The organism is Teichococcus coralli, from assembly GCF_009829925.1.
In the GTDB taxonomy this organism is placed as follows: Bacteria; Pseudomonadota; Alphaproteobacteria; order Acetobacterales; family Acetobacteraceae; genus Pseudoroseomonas; species Pseudoroseomonas coralli.
On record NZ_SNVJ01000013.1, the window covers coordinates 1 to 19,390 of the forward strand.

The following is a 19,390-nucleotide window of genomic DNA, read 5'->3' on the forward strand; positions in this document are numbered from 1 at the left end:
GCCCCGTCCATCGGCCGCCCGCCCGCGCCGCCGAGGCCGCCGCCGCCCCCGCCGGAGCTGCCCGGGCCGCGCGTGACGTTGCCGCCGGCGCCGCCCGCCGCGGTGTTGTTCGCGAAGCTGACGTTGGAAACCGCGACCGCGCCCGCATTGACGAAGATCGCGCCGCCCGCGCCCATGCCGCCGCCGCCGCCCGAGGCGCCCGCGCCACCCTGCGCGCTGCCGTTCGCGATGGTGAGGTTCGCCACCGTCACCCGGCCGCCGTTGACGAAGAACACGCGGTTCTGGTTGTTGCCGCTGATCGTCAGGCCGGCGGCGCCGCTGCCGTCGATGGTGACGCTGCTGCTGATCACCGGCAGCGGCGCCGACAGCGTCACCGTCTGGCTCGCCAGCGAGGAGGCGAAGGCGATGGTGGAACCCGGATTGGCGTTCGCCTGCGCGATCGCCCAGCTCAGCGTGCCCGCGGCGCCGGTGTTGCCGCCGTCGGACGCCTGGGTCACGACATAGGTGCCGCTCGGCCCCGGCGCAGCGGCGAGGTGCCCGATCGGCGTCAGGGCGGTGAACAGCACCAGCCACTGTGCCAGGCGACGCCCATGCCCCACCGGACGCGACCGCTTCTCGCGCTGCCGATCAAGCCCCATCTGACTCCCCCGCATCGTCATTTCTCGCATGTCCCCTGGCGCCCCGCGCCGCGTCGTCAGTTCCAGTGCGCGACTGCCTTTCGGCAGGCGCGTGTTCGGATCAGCCATCCTGCCCATCCCCCACGAGCCGGCGGACCGGCGTCGCGTGACGATCGAGCGCGGAATCGATGTAGAGCAGGTCGGCCTCGGTGAAGTCGCCGGCCAGCCGCTTCAGCATCATCAGGTTGAGCAGGTAGTTGTACCGGGCCGCCAGCAGGTTGCGCTGCGCCTGGTAGAGGTCCCGCTCGCTGTCCAGCACGTCCTTGATCGGCAGGGTGCCGGCGGCGTAGCGCGCCCGCTTGCCGCTCACGATGCGCGTCTGCGCCTCCAATGCCTTCACCAGGCTGCGGTCGCGCCGCGTGTTGGCGACCACCTCCTCGAAGGCGGTGCGCACCTTCTCCTCCACCTCAAGGCGCTGGTCCTCCAGCCGGTAGGTCGAGGCCCGGTAGCGCGCGCGCGCCGCGAAGAGCGGGTAGCCCGCGCCGTCCGGGTTGAAGAGCGGCACGGTGAGGCGGAAGAGCAGCGTGCGGTCGTTGATCGTCGAGCCGCCGCCATAGACGGTGCCGCCGGTGTCGGAACGGTCCTGCGTCAGCCGCAGGTCCAGCCGCGGAAGCAGCGCCGCCGCCTGCGTCTCCGCCTGGGCGCGCGCCTCGGTGGTGGCGCTCTCCATGGCGCGGAGATCGGCGTTGTGCGCCTGCGCCTCGCGCACCCAGTCGTCGGCGCGCGCCGGGCTGGGCGGCGACATCGGGATGCGGGCGGCGAGCGGCGCCAGCGGCCCCACGCGGAAGCCGGCGCGCCGCTCCAGCGAGGCGAAGTTCTCGTTCAGCGTGGCGGCGGCGGCCATGCGCTGCGCCTCGGCGGCGCGCAGCCGCGCCTCCACCTCGTCGGCGTCGCCCTCGCTCACCAGCCCGAGGCGCTGGCGCGTCTGCGCCTCCGCCATCTGGCGCGCCAGCGTCTCCTCCTCCGCCCGCGCCACCTGATAGCCGTCATAGGCGGCCAGGGTGGTGAGGTAGCCCTGCATCAGGTCGAAGAGGGTGCGCTGGCGGGCCGCCGTCAGCTCGTCCCGCGCGCGGCGCAGCGTGGCATAGGCGCCATGCAGCTGGGCGAAGAGCCGCGGGTCGAAGATCGGCTGCACCACCTCCAGCGTGTAGCCCTGGTTGCGGAAGTTGTTGACGCCGAGCTGGTAGAGGAAGTTGTCGGAACGGATGACGTTCAGCCGCTCCTTGCCCTTGTCGAAAATGATGTTGGCGCGCGGCGCGAAGCCGAGATAGGCGTCGCGCAGGCTGTGGCCCGCGGCGTCCTTGCCTGCCGCCGCCTGCAGAACCTGCGGATGGGCCGCGTTGGCGCGGTCGGCCAGCTCGGCCAGGCCCACCGCGGGCCTCGCATCGCGCGGGCTGCGGGTGGCCGGCACCTCGCCGCGGCCGGTCATGGCCTGCGCCATGGCCGGGCCCGCGGGCGGCGCGGCAAGCTGGGTGCGCCAGCCGCCGGAGGGCGCTTGGGCATGGGCCGGGACGGCGATGCAGGAGAGCACCGCGCCGGCGCGAAGTATCTGGCGCAGGGTCACGGCGCCAGCTCCATTTCGGCGCGGCACTTCAGCCCCGCGGGAATGCGGAGCTGCCGGTTGTCCAGGTCGAACCGCACGCCGAACATGTCGCTGCGCGGGTCCACCACGCTGTCGATCAGGGTGATCGGCGCCACAAGCGAGGCCAGGCCGGTGCCGGGAAAGCTCAACCGCCCGCGCGCGCCCTTGCGCACCTGGCCGAACAGCGAGGCCGGCAGCGCCACCTCGACATGCAGGCTGTCCACGTTCTCGATCACCATGACCGGCTTGTCGCGCACCTGCTCGCCCACCTGCAGGTCGCGCTCGGTGATGATGCCGCTGATGGGGCTGCGCAGCGTGCGGATGGCCAGCGCCGCGCGCGCCTGTTCCAGTTCAGCCTTCGCGATGGCGACGTTCTCCGCGGCGGTCGCCACCTCCAGCGCCGCCACCTCGCGGTCGGTCCTGATCTGGTCGAGGTCCTGCGGCGAGATCATCCGCGCCTCCTGCAGGCCCTGGTTGCGCCGCAGGGTGCGGTCGGCCAGGGAGAGGCGGGCACGGCGGAGGCGGAGCTGCGCGTCGGCGCCCGCGCGCACCTCGGCCAGGGCGAGCTGCGCCTGCTCGGTCTCGGTGCGGAGCTGCGCGACGACCTGGCCGGCGGTGACGCGGTCGCCGCGCTCCACCTTCAGTTCCGCCAGCACGCCGGGGACGGGGCTGGCCAGCTCGACGCGCTGCGCGGAGAAGACCTGGCAGGGGAACTCGGGACGCGCGGCGGCGTCCTGCGCGGACGCGAGGGTGGTGCCGGCCAGCCAGCCCAGGACCACCGCGGGAAGATGACGCTTACGCATGCAAATGCCTCAGGAACACCAGCCGCAGCTCGCGCCAGAGCTGCCAGGCCAACGGCTCGGTCCCCAGGTCGAAGCGGAGATGGATCCGGCCGTTCAGGTAAGTGACGGGAAGAGGGTGATCGGGGCGGAGCTGGACCTCGTAGGCCGGCTCCTCCATCCGGAGCTGGTCGCCGCCGTCGCGCGTGACGGCGAAGGGGCCGCCGCCATCGAGCGACAGCACCGGGCTGGGCAGGATGTCGGTCGCGGCCGGTACGATGCGGAGCAGCGTGGCCGGGACCTCCGCACCGGTGTCGTAGGCCGGTCGCAGGCTGACCGCCTGCAGCCGGTGGCGCAGCGCGTCGATCGCGCTCATCGGCACCAGGGCGCGCAGCAGGGCGGCCTCGGGGCGGTAAATCAGGGCGAACTGCTCGCCCTTGACCAGGAAGCGGCCGGGCAGGTCCCCGGCCGGGGTGGCGAGAACGAGCCGCCCCGCCGCCGGGCTGCGCAGCAGCAGCGCCGCCTCGTCGCGGCGCGCGTCGGCCAGCTCACGCCCGGCCTGGGCCAGCGCCTCGCCGGCGATGGCGGCGCGCACGCGGTCATTGCTCAGCTCACGGGTGTAGCGGGCCTCCAGCTCGGCCTGGCGGGCGAGCATGCGCTCCACCTTGGCCGGGACGGCGGGATCGGCGAGCTGCGCGACGGGCTGCCCGGCCGCCACGGTGGCGCCGTCCTCCACCAGCAGGCGGGCGACCATCGCGCCCACCTGGGGGCGGGCGACGCTCTCCTCCGGCACGGTGACGAAGCCTTCCACCACGAGCCGGTGCGGCGCCGGCAGCAGAAACAGCACCGCGAGGATCAGCGCGGCCAGCGCGCCGATGCCGCCCATGGCCCGGAAGCGGCGCGCGCGCGGCTGCTGGCCGCCGACACCCTTGGCGGCGCCCGCCAGCATCGGCCAGGCATAGCCGGCCACCGACCAGGCGGCGAGCAGGATGCCGATGGCCTGGTACTGCTCCGCCACGTGCAGCGCGATCACCAGCATCAGGCCGAAGCGGTAGATGAAGGAAAGCGGGCCGTAGAGCACGAACCACGCCTTCTCGCCCGGCGTCGCCGTCGGCGCGCGCGCCTCGGCGCGGCCGAGCAGGTGGCGCTGGAAGAGATAGCCCAGATAGGCGGCGGAGCGGGTGCCGAGGCCGGGGATCTCGATGAGATCCGCCAGGATGTAGTAGCCGTCGTAGCGCTGCAGCGGGTTGCCGTTGAACAGCAGCGTCGAGAACCCGCTGATCATGATGATGTTGTAGCAGATCGCCCGCAGCAGGCCGGGCTCCGAGCTGCTCCACAGCACCAGGGCGACGGCGCCGAGGAACAGCTCCACCAGGATGCCGGCGGCGTCGATCAGGATGCGGTCCCACTTGCGCTCCAGCGTGGCGGAGGCGGTGGCGTCCACGTAGGGCACCGGGATGAAGGCGGCGAAGAGCAGGCCGACCTGCCGCACCTCCACCCCCGCGCGGCGCAGCGTGATGGCGTGCATCATCTCGTGCATCGTCTTCACCACCGGGTAGACCAGCCAGGCCAGCATCAGGTTCTGCGCGGAGAACATGCGGTCGGTGAAGTCGGCAGTCAGCGCGCCCCAGTGCATGACGCCGAGCACGGCGCCCAGCAGCACGGCGGCGAGCCAGAGCCCGACGCCCAACGGGCCGAACATCCAGCCGCACCAGGGCAGGATGGCGTCCACCAGCCGGGTCGGGTCGAACAGCGGCAGCTTGAAGGAGAGTGGGGTGCGGAGCTGGGCGGCGAGCAGGCGGCGGCGCTCGCGCGCCTTGCGCTCGGCCATCGCCTCGGGATCCGGCGTGCCGTCGCGCTGCAGCAGCCCGAGTGCGCCGAGCTGCATCACGAAGCCCGCGGCGGCCTGCGGATCGACTGGCTGGCGGCCGGCCTCGTCCAGCCCCTCGCAGATCTCGCCGAGGCTGCGGCGGCCGTCCATGGCGCCGACGATCTCGGCGCCGCTGCGGGAGACGCGATAGAAGCGGTGCGCCGCGCGGTCGTGGAACACGTACCAGGGCAGGCCCCGGTAAACGTGGCGGAAGGCCTCGACATGCGGCTTCAGGCGGGGGCGCAGATGGGCCATCCGGCCCAGCGTGGCTTCCCCCGTGCCGGTGGCGGCGCTCATGGCATCCAGGCCCACAGCTTCAGGCGCGCCCAGGCGACGGCGCCGCGCACCCAGACCCAGGCGAGCGGCGCGGTGCCGGCCTCGATCTTGCCGATGCCCTGCATGCCCGGGCGCAACGCCGCGTCCGGTTGCTCCAGCCGCGCCTCGACACGGAAGGCGTTGCGGCCATCCCGGGCGGTGGCGAGTGGCGTCACGCCGGTGACCTGGACCGGCCAGGAGGCATAGGGGAGGGAGGCGAGCACCATGCGCCCCTCCTGCCCGGGCTGGACGGCGGCGAAGTCGCTCTCCTCCACCTCCAGCGCCACGCGGTAGCCGTTGAGCGGGGAAAGCTCATAGACCACCTCGCCCCGGCGCAGCGGCGCGCCGATGGACTGGCTGGGATCGCCGGAGATGACGATGCCGTCGAAGGGCGCGACGAAGCTGGTGCGGGCGAGATGCGCGTCGATCAGCCGCAGCTCGGCCTCCGCCTGCATGCGGCGGGCGGTGGCGATGCCGGCGGCGGCCATGTCGCGCCGTCCGATCGCCTCGTCGGCCTGGCGGCGGCTTTCCGCGATGCGCCCCTCGTAGTCGAGCTTCTGCAGGCGCAGCTCGCGGTCGTCCATGCGCGCCAGCACGGTGCCGGCGGCCACCCGGTCGCCCGGGCGCACCGCGGCCTCGGCCAGATAGCCGTCGAAGGGCGCGGCGACACTGCGCTTCACGGCGCCTTCCAGCGTCGCGCGCGCATTCACCCGGAAGGGCACGGGGAACAGGGCGATGCCTACCAGCGCCGCCGCGGCGACCAGGGCGGCAACCGGCTTCCAGGCGGCGCGGCCGGTGCCGGCCTCCCGCACCAGCGCGCCGGCATGGCCGAGCAGGCCACGCTCGGCCCGCAGGCGCAGCGCCAGCAGGGGCGCGACCTGTGCGGCGACCGCCTGCCAGCCGGCGATCTGTTCCGGCTGCGGCGCCCCGCCGTCGCCTTCCAGCGTCATCGCCACCCAGCCGGCATGGCCGGGCAGGCGCACCGGCAGGGTGACCGCCCAGGCCACGTCATGCGTGCGGCAGAGGCGCTGATGCGCGCCGATGGCCGCGAGCTGCCCTGCCTGCGGCGGCACGGCCAGCGCCGTGCCGGCCTCCACCGCCTCCTCCATCGCCGCCTTGAGGGCGATGACGAAATCCGTCTGCAAGGTGGAAAGCCGGCCGCGCGAGGTGGCGCGCAGCCGCATCTTCCCGGCGCCGCCGAGACCGAGGCTTACCCGCGTGAGCGCCCACTGTGCCGCGAGCATGCTGCAAAGGGCCTCGAACGCCGTATCCGCGTCGCCGGGCGCGGCAACCAGGCCAAGCCATTCCGTCGCCTGCCCGGGCGCGGCATTGGCCGCCCCGGCCCGGCCGAACCAGCCCAGGCCCCATTGCACCAGCCGCGTGACGCGGTCGAGCTGTGGCAGCACGCTGCGGCTCAGTTCGAAGGCGACAACGCCTTCCAGCGTCTCCCCGGCCATGATGGGCAGGGCGAGCTGGCAGGCGCCGCCGGCCGCCTCGTCGTTCTGCACGACGCTGCGCTGGAGCTGGAGGCAGCGTTCCGCCGCCTTGGCCAGCAGGAAGCTGACGGCGCCCTCCCCGAAGCTGGCGGCGCGGGCATAGCGCGCACCGTCCTGCCGCAGCGCCACGAAGGCGCCCTGCACCGGGGCGGCGCCATCCGGCACCGCCTGGGCGACTAGCGTGACGGCGAGGTCGAGCCAGGCCTGCGACGCCAGCCTCGCATCGCCGGCGCCAAGCAGGAGGCGCCAGGATGGCTGGCCGGGTGCCGGACCGGCAGGGGAAGGAGCATCGGGATTCGCGAGAGGCTCGGCCATGGGACTGGTTTGCCCGGTGAAGATCCGGTGGGGCTCAGCCGAGGCTGCCGTAGGCCTTCTCGAACTCCTCGATCGTCTTGTTCAGCATCGCCGCGAGGCGCTTCGCCGCGTGCGGGTTCAGCAGGACGCGGTCGGTGAGGGCGACGGTCACCTCCTCCGTCGCGCCCATCCAGGCCTGGCTGGTGCCGAACAGCACCATCACCTCCTCACGCGTGGTCGCGACGTTGCAGACATTCGCGTAGGTCGTGCGGAGTTTGCTGTCGTCCCACTTGATCTTGGTCTGGCCGGAGATCGTGGTCTTCAGGCCGCTGCGGTCGTCGGACATAATTTTTAGTCCCAGTGAAGGAGGGCCACTTTTGCAGCCCTGGTCGACGTTGAAGGGATCATGCCCCGCCAGGATCAGGCGGCGAGGCGCGGACGCGTTGTGCCGGCGGTGGAGCCCCCCTGCACGGTCAGCTCCGGCGCCGCGCCAGCGGCGAGCAGCAGGAGCAGCATCGGGTCGGCCCCGTCATCCGCCACCCAGGTGCCGGTCAGCTCGTCGAGCACGTAGCCGGTCGGGGTGGCGGAGGGTTCGGCGCCCACCGTCATGGTTCGCGGGACGGCGGCGGGTGCCTCCGCCGCGGTGACCTCCGCGGCCTGGTCGCGCTGGACCTGCGCGGCCGCGGCAAGGTCGGCGAGGCTGGAGCCGCTCGAAAGCGTCTCGCCGCCCGCCACGAGGAAGACGCCGGCGGCCGGCACCGCCGCCGCCTGCGCCGCCGGCGCGAAGCTGGGCGCGGGCGCCGTGTTGAAGACGGTGTTCACGCCGCCGCCGAGGATCAGCTCGGCGCGCTCGGCCCGCGCCGCCTCCAGCACCTGTGCCGAGAGCAGGGCACCGCCGCGGTCGCGCTGGACGGTGGCGGAGGCGCCGAAGGCTGGGTTGCTGCCATCGTCGGCCGGGACGGCGTTCGCCCCGACGCCGCCGATGATGAGGTTGTCGCCCGCGCCGGCCTTGATCACCGCGTCGCTGTTGGGCAGCAACTGGCCAAGCCCGGCATAGGGGGCGGTGGTGGAGGGGTTGAGGTTGCCGATCATGGGCACGGTGCGGCCGGTCACCGTGATCCGCTCGCCGATCACCAAATCCTGCGGCCCGGCGCCGGTGGAGCGAACGCTCGCCACGACGGTGCCGAGATGGCCGAGGACGATGTCGTTGCCGTAGCCGGTGAGGATGAGGTTCTTGCCCGGACCGCCGAAGGCGACCGCGCTGCCGGTGCCGCCGAGGCTCAGCTCCAGGAAATTGTTGCCGCCAAGGGTCTCTTCCACGGTGGTGGCGTGGAGCAGGCTGAGGCTGCGGGCGTCGCGCGTCACCGCGCCGGCGGCGCCGAAGACGATGTTGTTGCCGTGGCCGGTGTAGATGTGGTTGTCGCCGGCGCCGCCGATGACGACGTTCCTGCCGCCGCCCACCCGGATGTCGCTGCCGCCGCCGAGCGGCACCTGATCCAGCCCCAGGCTGCCGTTCGGCGTGATGGGCGAGATGTTGCCGCGCTCCGGCACGATGCGGCCGACCACGTCGGGGTGGGAGCCGTCCGCGCGCTGCGCCGAGCCGTAGTAGAGCATGGCGCCGAGATCGACGTAGCCAAGATGGCCCAGCACCAGGTTGGCGCCGTCGCCCAGGCGGATGGTGTTGAAGCCCGGGCCGCCGAAGACGACCTGCGTCGCCGTGGAGCGGTCACCGGCATAGATGGTGTTGTTGCCGCCCTGGGCCTCCTCCACCGTCTCGGCGAAAAGCACGGCGCGGGCCTGCGTGTCCCGCGTCACCGCGCCGCCGGCGCCGAAGATGGTGTTGGAGCCGGTTCCGGCGACGATGGTGTTGTCGCCCGCCCCGCCGAAGATGATGTTGGCGCCGTCGCCGGCATGGATCACCGAGCCCGCCTCGGCCATCGGCCGGTCGAGCCCGCCGAAGGGTGCCGTGGTGTAGGGCTGGCTGTTGCCGATGGCCGGCAGCACGCGGCCGATCAGGTCCGGGTAGCTGCCGGTGGCCCGCTGCGCGGTGCTGAAGTCGGTCAGAACCGAGTGGTTCACCTGGCCGAGATGGCCGAAGACGAGGTTGTCGCGGTTGCCGACGGTGATCTGGTTGTAGCCGGCGCCGCCGAAGACCAGGTTGGCGCCGTCGCCCAGGGTGATGACATGGTCGCCGCCCAGGCTCTCCTCCACCGTGGTGGCGAAGGCGACCTGCTTGCTCGCCGCATACCGGGTCACGGAGCCGGCGGCACCGAAGACGATGTTGTTGCCGTCCCCGGCCGTGATGGTGTTGTCGCCCGCGCCGCCGAGGATGACGTTGTCGCCCCGGCCGGCGGTGATGACGGCGCCGGTGGCGGAGACCGCATGGTCGAGCGACCAGGTTGGCCAGAGCGGGCTGCGATCCAGCGTGCCGCGCTCCGGCACCGTGCGCGCCAGCACGTCGGGGCGGGCCCCGTCGGCGCGCGCGGCGTCGGTGAAGGCGGAGAACACCACGTTGTTGACCACGCCCAGGTGGCCGAGCACCAGGTTGGTGCCGTCGCCCACCGCGATCCGGTTGTTGCCCAGGCCGCCGAACACGACGTTGTTGCCCCGGAAGCCGATGCCGGCGGTGATGGTGTTGTTGCCCGCCAGGCTCTCCTCCAGCGTCTCGGCGTAGAGCAGCGCCTTGCCGGCGGTGCCGTCCCGCGTCACCGCGCCGGCCGCGCCGAAGATGATGTTGTTGCCGGCGCCCGTGGTGGTGATGGTGTTGTGGCCGGTGCCGCCGAGAATGACGTTGTTGCCGGTGCCGGAGGCGATGGTCGAGCCGGTGCCGCGCAGCACGGAGCCGTCCTGGCCGAGCACGTAGCCGATCACGTCCGGCGAGCGGCCGGTGGTGTCGGGATGGGCGAGGCGGTCGAGATCCACGAAGCCGGTATGGCCGAGGATGATGTTGTCGCCGTTCCCGGCGGCGATGATGTTGGTGCCGGCGCCGCCGAAGACGATGTCGTTGCCGGCGCCCACGGTGATGCGGTTGTTGCCGCCGGCGTTCTCCTCGCCCGCCACGGTGTAGGCCTGGTGGATCCTGATGCCGCCGGCCAGCAGCAGGTCCACCTTGGCGAAGCCGTTGGCGCCGAAGACCAGCATCTGGCGGTCCGCCGCGGTGATGGCGGGCAGGTTGTTGGCCGGATCGGCTGGGGCAGTGGCGTCGAAGGTGGTGATGCGGTTGTTGCCGCCGCCGCCCATGATCACGGCGCTGTGGCTCGCCGTGATGGTGTTGTCGCCATTGCCGGCCGCGGCGCCGTGCCAGCCCTCGACCGTCAGGTTCTGGCCGGCGTTGGTGGCGACCACCTGGCCGTAATGGCCGATCACCACGTCGCTGCCGGTGCCGGCGTCGATGGTGTGGCTGCCGGCGCCGCCCAGGATGATGTCGTTGCCGGCATCGCCGGAGATGATGTTGTTGCCGCCCGCGCCCTCAAGGCTGGTCTGCACGCTGATCAGGTGGGCGGAGCGGCCGATCGCCGCATCCCGCACCACGATGGCGGTATGGCCGCCGATGATGTCGTCGCCGCCGCCGCCGGTGATGACGTTGCTGCCGCCCGAGCCGAGGATCAGGTCGTTGCCCAGGCCGCCATCGATCACGCTGTGGTTGCCGAAGGCCAGGCCGGAAACCGTGAAGCGGCCACCGGTGCCGCCGGCGACGCCATCCACCCTGCCGCCACCGGCCAGGATGATGTCGTTGCCGCCGCCGCTGGTGATGGTGTTGTCGCCGCCGCCGCCGAACAGGATCTTGTCGCCCGCGCCGCCGGTGATGACGTTGTGCCCGCCCACGCCGCTGGTGTTCGAGGCCTGGATGAGCTGCCCCGTCGCCGTGCGGACGACGCTGCCGAGGCCGCCGAACACGATATCTGCGCCGGCGCCGGTGCTGATGGTGTTGTCGCCGCCGCCGCCGAAGATGATGTCGCGCCCGCTGCCGCCGGTGATGGTGCTGCTGAGGTCGTTGGCGCTGGCGGCGTTGGCGGAGACCCGGGTGGCGGTGACCGTGGTGCTGGTCACGTCGTCCGGCGAGTTGGCGCCATGGCCGAAGATGATGTTGTCGCCCGCCCCGCCGGAGATGGAGATGACGTTCGCGCCCTCACCGCCCCAGATCGTGTTGCTGCCGCTGCCGGCGACGATCACGTCGTCCCCGGCGCCGCCGTAGATCGTGTTGTTGCCGGTGCCGGCGGTGATCGTGTCCTGCGCCGCTCCGCCGACGATGGTGTTGCGGCCATTGCCGACGGTGATGGTGTTGCGGGCATTGCCGCCGAAGATCGTGTTGTTGCCGTTGCCGGCGACAATGGTGGTGTCGATGCTCGCGCCGAAAACGACGTTGTCGCCATCGCCCAGGGTGATCAGCGGATCGCCGTCCACGCCGCCAAGGTCGATGATGTTGTTGCCGCTGCCGCCGCTGATGGTGACGTTGCCGACATAGCCGTTGCCGAAGCGGATGACGTTGTTGCCGTCGCCGACATCGGCCACCACCACCTTCACCCCGTGGTACACCGTGGTCACGCCGTTGGCGGTGATCGCGATGTCCTCGTTGCCGGCCACGCCGCCGACATGGGCGATCTCGTAGGTCTGGCTCGGGTTGGTGAGGTTGGAGCCGACCTCCTGGCGGTCGGCGTTCCTGCCCATGTTCAGGGTCAGCGTGCCGTCGGCCTCCTGGTGGGCCAGGGCCGGCGTGGAGTGGACGTCGGAGTAGCTGTAGCTGAAGGAGAGCAGCGTGACGTCGATGATGTCGAAGCTCGCCTCGAACAGCGTGATCTTGCCCACGATCGGCAGGTCGATGCCGACCCAGACGAAGGCATAGACCAGCGCGTCCAGCTCGCCGGCGATGTCGAACAGGTGCAGCGGGTTGTCCAGCAGCGCGGTCAGCAGCTCGGAGGCATGCAGCTTGCCGTCGCCGCTGGCGTCGTGCAGCTGGAAGGTCACGTGGCCGCTGATCTCGCCGCCGACGCCGGCCGCCACCAGGGCGAGGTTCACCGCCGCGGTGACGCCGAAGGTGGCGTAGAAGTCGAGCTGCGGGCCGATCGTGTTGTCGACATAGAACCCGTCCATCAGCATCAGCGGGTTGTTGTTCGACATGAACTTGATGATGCCGGTGGTGTCGTAGCCGAAGGCCAGATTGATCTCGACGCCGACCGAGGCATAGAAGGTGACCGTCACCGGAACCGGCCCGATCAGGAAGCGGAACGGCAGCTCCTTGCTGAAGTTGAAGTCGAAGGTCGGCAGCGTGACGTGCACCAGGTCGACCGGGTTCACCTGGCCCATCAGCAGCTTCACGACCGACATCGGGTCATGGAGGATGGGGAAGTCGAAGACCGCCTTGCCGCCGGCGCCCTTGGCGTTCTCCAGCGAGTGGAGCTGGTTGCCGATGTTGCTGTGGCTCTGGGCGGAGAGGCGCGCCAGCGCGGCGTCGGCCGCCGCCGAGCCGGCGGAGCTGTTCTGGAAGTAATTAGCGGCGGCGCTGACATCGGCCTTCGCGACCTTGCTCGCGAAGGGGTCGAGATTGCTGCCGCTCAGCGAGGTGGCGTCCGGGTCGTCGGTCTGACCGAAGACGAAGGTGCCGAAGTTGACCTTGATGCCGCCGGAATCCTGCATGGACCGCAGGGAGCGCACCAGCCCCGCGACGTCGTCGAGGATCTGGATGAAGCGCACGGCGTCCTGCACCTTCGGGCCGCCGAACTGCTGCGCCAGATCCAGCACGGAGGTGGGGCCGACGATCTGCGAGATGCCGGGGATGGGCGCGGTCAGGAAGTCCAGGATCGGCTGGATCGGCTCGATCACGTCGCCCATCGTGTCGAGGATGGGCTTCAGGATGGTGTTCAGGAAGCTGCCGACGTCGAGCGTGACGTCGAGGAAGGTCAGCGGCGTGACGATTCCGCTCTCCGGCTCGTCGCCGATCGCGCCGGTGAAGACCTTGTTGAAGGCGTAGGAGAACAGCAGCTCGGTGGAGACCGAGGGCAGCGCCGCGGAGGTGCTGCTGAAGCCGAAGCCGGAGTCGAGCAGGAGGTCGACGTTGAGCGTCATCTCCATGCCGGAGCGGATGATCGGCCCCTTGGCGAAGTTGCTGAACAGCAGGCGGCCGGTGTGGTCCGCCGGCCCGATGTCCACGTAGATGCTGCCGGTGAGGCTGGTGCCGAGATACTCGCGCCCACCCAGCGTGGAGGAGAGCGTCGAGCCGTTGGTTGCCGTCATCCGCAGGAAGCCGAGGTTCAGCGTCGCGCTGAAGGCCGGGTCGGTCGGCATGAAGACGGCGACCAGCAGCTCCACCGCGTGCAGCTCGCGGAAATCGGCCACGAAGACGTCGTCCGGGTCGTTGTTGGACTCGAAGTGCGCCAGCGCGCCCGGCACGCCCATGTCGTAGACGAAGAAGCCCTGGTCCTTCAGGTAGCCGAAGCCGATCGTGAAATCGAGCTGGGCCAGCAGGTTCACCAGGCCGTTCTCGATCTGCAGCCCCAGCCCGGGGATGCCGAGGTCGGCGCTGAGATTGACCATGGTGTCGAGCAGCGTGACGTCGAAATGCCAGACGAAGGAGATCTCCGTCGGGTTGTCGATGCTGTCGATGAAGGAATAGACGTCGCCCGGCAGGTGCAAAAGGTCCGTGAGGACGTATTCCAGGCCTTGCGTGATGATGTTCTGCGTGGTGGCTGGCTGGCCAGGATGCGCGGTCTTGAAGTCGTCCAGCAGGGACTGCAGCGTGCCGACCACGCTGTCATGCAGCGTGGCGAAGAAGCTGCCGATGCCCTGCAAGGCCGGCCCGATCAGCGGCAGGTCGAGGCCGTAGAGCGCCTGCGCGAAGCTGCCATAGGCCATGTTCGACAGGAAGGCGTCCAGCCCGTCGATCACCGTCTGCGGATCGTTCAGGATGCTGCCGACCGAGATGCCGTCCAGGCTCGGGAAGGCCGTGTGAACGCTGCGCTCCGGCAGCCCGTCCACGCCCGTGGTGTCGAACAGGTTGCCGATCTGCAACTCGACCGGGCCGAGCTGCTGGCCCAGCATCACCACGGGGAGGGAAACCTCCAGCGCGGCATCGGCCGAGAAATGGATCAGGTCGGCGAGGCCGTTGCCGGCCGAGCCCAGCTTGGCGAGGTTGGCGAAGGTCAGGATGCCGCCGCCGGCGGTCGCGCCGCCGAAGCCGTCGTTCAGCGTGACGAGGAAGGTCGCCGGCGCGACGGAGATCTCGCCCACCGCGAAGCCCTCCTCCCCGGCGGCCACCATTCCGGCATCGGCGCCGAGCACCGCATGGCCGGCGACGATGGTGGCGCTCAGCGGCCCGAGCGCGGCGGTGAAGCTGAGGTTGGTGGCCTCGATGCCGAGCGTGGCGCGGATGCCGGTCAGCAGCTCGTGGGTGTCCGGGTCCTCGCCCGTCTCGATGAAGAAGCGCTCGCTGGTCGAGTTGGGGGCGGCAAGGCGGCCGGCGATGGTGCGGACGCCATCCACCGTCTCGTCCTGCGCGACCAGCTTGCCGCCCAGGCCGAGATCCTCGGCGATGTGGGAGCCGTTGATCGACGACACGGTCAGCGTCAGCTTCGGCTGCGCCTCCGAGAGGCGGAAGGTGTTCAGCAGGTTGCCGCCGGCGTCCGTGCCCAGCACGGAGTCCTTGGCGCTGAACGCCAGCTTGCCGTTCTTGCCGGTGACCGCGATGATCTGGCCGAGCGCGACGTCGAAGTCGCCTTCCATGGCGGCGCCGCCGCCGGGCAGGCGGACGTTCTCGTGCAGCAGGTCGGCGGCGGAAACCAGGGTGGTCGCGAGGGCGGAGCGGATCGCGCTCACCAGCCCGGCGAGGGTGGTGCGGCCGGCATCGGCCTCCACCGAGATCTCCGCCGTCACCTCCGTGCCGATGGAGATGGCGAAGCTGTAGGCCTGGCGCGGGTCGGTCACCGCCGAGGCGGCGGTGATGATGGAGGTGGAGCCGGTGTCGGTGCTGGTCTGGCCGTCCCCGAAGCCGAGGTCGGAGAGGCCGCTGGCCGGGCTGGTGCTGCTGTCGTGGAAGACGATGGCGCCGGTCGTCTCGTCGTAGCTGGCGAAGTCGGCCTCGCCGGCGGCGGTGTTGATGGCGTCCAGCAGGTCCTGCACGGTGGCATGGGCGCCGAGCGCGCCGACGCTCACGGTGAAGACGCGGCCGCTGCCCAGGGTGAACTGCAGGTCCGGCCTGCCGGCCGTGCCGGTGCGCAGCCCGTTGCGCCCGTTCAGCGCCGCCAGCGACTCGTTCAGCGCCGCGGCATGGGCGTTGTCGCCGAGATTGATGCCGAGGGTCAGCGCCAGGCTGACGCCCGCGCTCACGTCCAGGTTGCCGCTGGCGCTCAGGCTGGCGATGCTGCCGATGGCGTCCACCAGGTCATGCAGGGCGCCGCCGTCGCTGCCCAGGAAGTCGGCCAGGCTGTCGAGGTCGAGGCTGAAGGGAAGCTGCGTGTGGACGTCGACCGGCGTGTAGGCGATCGAGAGGATCAGGTGGTCCTGGTCCTGCAGGCTGAAATGGACGTAGTCGCCGCCGAGCGCGTCGTTGATCGCGGTCTGGATGGAGCCGAGCGCCGCGTCCGGATTCTGCTCCGCCTCGCTCAGCGCCACCAGGAACTTGCTGCTGAAGCCGAGGATGTCGTCCAGGCTGACATTGACCAGCGGGATGGCCTGGTTCGCCAGGTCCGCGTTCATGCTCTGGAAGACCTGCCGCACCGCCTCCACCACGTCGGCGACGACGAGCTTGCTGTCGAGGCCGATCACCTCGACCTGCGGCGCCGGCACCGAGAGCTCCAGCAGCTGCGAGGCGTCGTCGAGCGTGATGATCACCTCGGGGCTGGCCACCGAGGCAAGGTCCACGCCGCCCGCGCTCAGGCTGACGGACTTGATGTCCAGCATGGCGAAGGGCGCGTCCCCGCGCCCCGAGCCGAGGGTGAAGGCCCAGACGTCGCCGAAGCCGCCGTTGGACAGCGAATCGCTGAGCTGGCCAAAGGTGATGGTGTTCGGCTCGGCGTTGCCGTCGTAGTTCAGCAGCAGCGCGGCGCGCAGCGAGACATAGGCGCCGAGATCGGCCTCCGGGTCTTCCGGATCGTAGAGCAGGGCGCCGAACTCGAAGCCGCCCAGCGTGCCGGTGATCACCACGGGCCGGGTGGGGTCGGTCGGCTCCAGCGCCATGTCGATGGTCGCGGAGATGCCGGTGTCCTTGAGGAAGAGGCGGTCGGCCAGCGTCTCGCCATGCAGCGGCGCGCCGATGACCAGCGCCTGCTCGCCGGCACCGTCGTTGACGTCCTTGCCGATCAGGCCGAGCAGGCCGGGCAGCAGGGAGTTGTTGAGGGCGGAGACGGTCAGCTGCACCGCGTCCACTTGCAGGCCGTAGCGGACGGCGCTGCGCTGGGTGGAAAGGTAGGGCGCCTCGTGCTGCGCGCCGACAATGGCGTCGTAGATGGTGGTGGTGAGCTGCACCGCGCCGTTGCTGCCGAGACTGGCATGCACGATGTCGGAATAGTGCAGCGCGCCGCCGGCGAGGCCGATCAGCGACGGGTTGAGCGAAAGCTGCGCCAGTGCCGCGTTGATGGCGTTGGCATAGGCGGCGGCGCTGCCCGAGCCTGCCGCCACGTCCACCACGACGGGCGGCAGCTTGCCGACGGTCAGGATGAACTTGGAGGCCGCCGAGTAGTCGGCGTCCTCCGCCGGCGTGCCCTCCAGCACCGCCTGGTAGTTGGTGCTGCTGCCATTGACGGCATTGGCCTGCGCCAGGGAGCCGACCGTCAGGCCGAGCGAGGCGGGGGAGGGGCCCGCATAGGCCTGCTCGGTGTCGATGATCTCCAGCTCGGCATGGCCGAGGGCGTTGAAGCGGACCTCCATCTCCCGGCCGAAGGCGTTGGCGATGGCGGTCTCCAGGTTCGCCAACGTCATGTCGGGGGTGATGACGAAGGTGTTCACCACGCCGTCGCGGCCAATGATCTGCAGGTCGGCCAGGTTGGTGTGCGGGGTGGAGGGGTCGCGCGCGTCGGCGATCTCGTTGGCGGTGATCGGCACGCTGCCACCGTTGGAAGCGGCGGCATAGACGGGCAGCTCGCCCACCGTGGTGCTCGGCGTGCCGTTCTGCCCATCGCCGATCTGCGGGCCGCCCGGCTGGTTCACGTGGCTGCCCAGCGGGTCCAGGCTGAAGCCGACCGTCAGGTTCAGCAGCACGCTGCTGGTCAGGTGGAAGCTGGCATTGCTGACCGACAGGCCCGCGACCCCGCTGAGGTCGAGGTCGAAGGAGACGTCGGCCATCACGTCCGGCAGCTCGAATTCCTTCGAGATGCTGAGGGTGATGGCGTTGGTGCCGGCGTCGTAGGCGAGGCCGAGCGCCTCCAGCAGCCGGTCGCCCACCTCGGTCTGGTCGGAACTGGTGTCGTCCCAGCCCGGCAGGCGCAGCGTCCTGGCCAGCAGGATGCCGAAGTCGCGCAGGTTGGAGAAGACGGTGGCGCCCTGCGGACTGGAGACCGTCACCTTGGTCGCGGCGGTGCCGGAGGAGGGGGTGGTCAGGGTGAGGGCGATGCGGCCGGCATCGTTGCCGGCCTGCAGGTAGCCGGCCAGGGCGCTCGCGGCGATCGCCTGGTTCATGGCGAGCGCCAGCTCGTCCACCGTCCCGACCTTGTGCGAGACCTTGCCGCTGTCGAGATAGGTCGGCGCGAAGCTGAGCGCGGCCGACTTGCCGTTGTCCAGCGTCACCATCAGGGCGATCTGGTCGGGCAGGTGCGCGAGGTTGGCGGCGGTCAGCGCCGCGCCTTCCAGGAAGTTCGCGCCGTCCGCGTTGTGCTGGCCCTCGGTGAAGCCCAGCACGCCCGCCACCGCCTGCAGCGGGTCGATGATGTCGCCCTTGAAGCGGGTGGCGACGTTGATAACGTCGCCGATGGTCAGCCCGTCGGTGAAGGGAAGCTCGACCGCGAGGTCCTCGCCGCCCGAGAGATAGCCGAGATAGGTGCCGACCTTGGCGAGCTGGGTGACCAGGTCCTTGGCGGCGAAGGTGTTGAGGCTGCGCGGATCGAAGTCCGGGTCACCCACGGCGTCGCGGATCGCCCCCAGCAGCGGCTCCAGGTCCAGCACCGCATCGCCCGAGGCGGCATGGCCCGTCACCGTCAGGTGCGCCGGCGTCCCGAAGGGCGTGATGCCGGGGATGACGTGGTCCGCGGTCAGGATCACCGGCAGGTCGAGCAGCGGAGTCGCCGTGCCGTCGGTCTCGCTGGCGATGCCGGCCGTGGCCAGCGCGCCCGCGCCGCGCAGGGCGGAACGGTCGCCGCCCTCGATGGCGCTGGCGGCGGTGCGCAGCTCGGTGCCGGAAAGGTCGGCGACCGTGCCCTCGTAGCTGGCCCCCTGGTCGATGCCGGGGGCGCCGGGGGCGACGGTCAGGGTCAGCAGGCCGAAGCTGAAATTGCTGCCGGCCAGGTCCGCCCTGGCGTGGAAGCCGGTGGTGAAGGACGCGCCGGAAAGGTCGAAGGCGGCCGCTTCCTGCGCGTCGGTGGGGGAGGCACCGAGCGCGGCGGTGTCGAGTCGAAGGGTGAAGGTGAAGCCGTAGCTAAGGTCGGCGGTGCCGGTGACGGTGGGGAAGTGGATGCCGTAGGGGCTCGCCGCATCGCCCAGGTCGATGGAGAAGCTTTGCGTCGCTAGGTCGGCGACCTGGATGGTCAGGCCGAGGACCGAGCCGGCGGAGATGTCGGTGACCTGCGCCGTGACGTGGTGCCCCGCGTCGGGATCGGCGAGATCGGTGATCGCCGACTGCAGGGCGGAGGCCAGGGCGCCGGAATCCGCCGGAACCGCGTTGATCAGCGCCTTCACCGGGTCGGCGATGTCGCTCTCGAACACCTTCGAGAAGGCGAGCATCTCGCCGGCGAGATGGCTGTCGTTGATGTTCATCAGCGGGATGGCCTGGGCGAAGACGCCTTCGCCCTCCATCCCGGACAGGACACCCTCAAGGTGCAGGAGGTTGTCGTGCAGCGCCTGCAGGGCCGCCGCGTTCACGGCGGTGCCTGAAAGGAGAAGGCGGGGCTCCAAGCCCTCCACGACCGGGAGTTGTGGTGCGGAGAACCCCTGGGTTGTACGGGAAGCGCGGAGCGAACGTGAAAGACGGTTGATCAGTGTCGGCACCCGCTACCACCTTCAGCGCATGGCGAGATCGCCATGGTTTATCACTGTGTGCCTTTCTTCTACCGTCCCTCTCAACAGTTTGCGAGGCATTTTGTATGCATATCGGAGGATTCAAAGGTATCAAGACGTTGAAGGGGATTCCAGAAATGCGCCTGCCGCTCTTTCTCACAAACAATTTTCTGTTGAAATAAAAGAACTAAAGCTTTGCCTTTTCCAAGCGCACCTCCTGCTACCGCTCGCACAATCACCGT

At 70.7% G+C, this 19,390-nt stretch carries 6 protein-coding genes and 1 pseudogene; all 7 read right to left on the minus strand.

The features are described 5' to 3' along the window. Positions 1 to 638 (minus strand): annotated as a pseudogene (locus E0493_RS23755) (hypothetical protein); the annotation flags it as partial. A gap of 100 nt (positions 639 to 738) precedes the next feature. Continuing rightward, entirely contained in the window at positions 739 to 2,241 is a 1,503-nt protein-coding gene (locus E0493_RS14805; protein ID WP_160937923.1) for a TolC family protein, read from the minus strand. Then, positions 2,238 to 3,062 carry an efflux RND transporter periplasmic adaptor subunit gene (locus E0493_RS14810; RefSeq protein WP_160937925.1) on the minus strand — a complete coding sequence of 275 codons (825 nt, stop codon included), beginning with the start codon at positions 3,060 to 3,062 and terminating at the stop codon, positions 2,238 to 2,240. Before E0493_RS14810 ends, E0493_RS14805 begins: the two co-directional genes overlap by 4 nt. Beyond that, a complete protein-coding gene (locus tag E0493_RS14815) occupies positions 3,055 to 5,205 on the minus strand; it encodes a site-2 protease family protein (RefSeq protein WP_160937927.1) in 2,151 nt (716 codons plus the stop codon). Before E0493_RS14815 ends, E0493_RS14810 begins: the two co-directional genes overlap by 8 nt. Beyond that, on the minus strand, positions 5,202 to 7,034 hold the full coding sequence (locus E0493_RS14820) for an efflux RND transporter periplasmic adaptor subunit (RefSeq protein WP_160937929.1): 1,833 nt from the start codon (positions 7,032 to 7,034) through the stop codon (positions 5,202 to 5,204). Before E0493_RS14820 ends, E0493_RS14815 begins: the two co-directional genes overlap by 4 nt. Positions 7,035 to 7,068: 34 nt before the next feature. Continuing rightward, positions 7,069 to 7,359: a DUF3467 domain-containing protein gene (locus tag E0493_RS14825; protein ID WP_160937931.1), complete on the minus strand. Its 291-nt coding sequence runs from the start codon at positions 7,357 to 7,359 to the stop codon at positions 7,069 to 7,071. A 74-nt stretch (positions 7,360 to 7,433) separates the two neighbouring features. Beyond that, positions 7,434 to 19,139, minus strand: coding sequence for a beta strand repeat-containing protein (locus E0493_RS14830; protein WP_367614520.1), 11,706 nt, complete (start codon positions 19,137 to 19,139; stop codon positions 7,434 to 7,436). Positions 19,140 to 19,390: the final 251 nt, after the last annotated feature.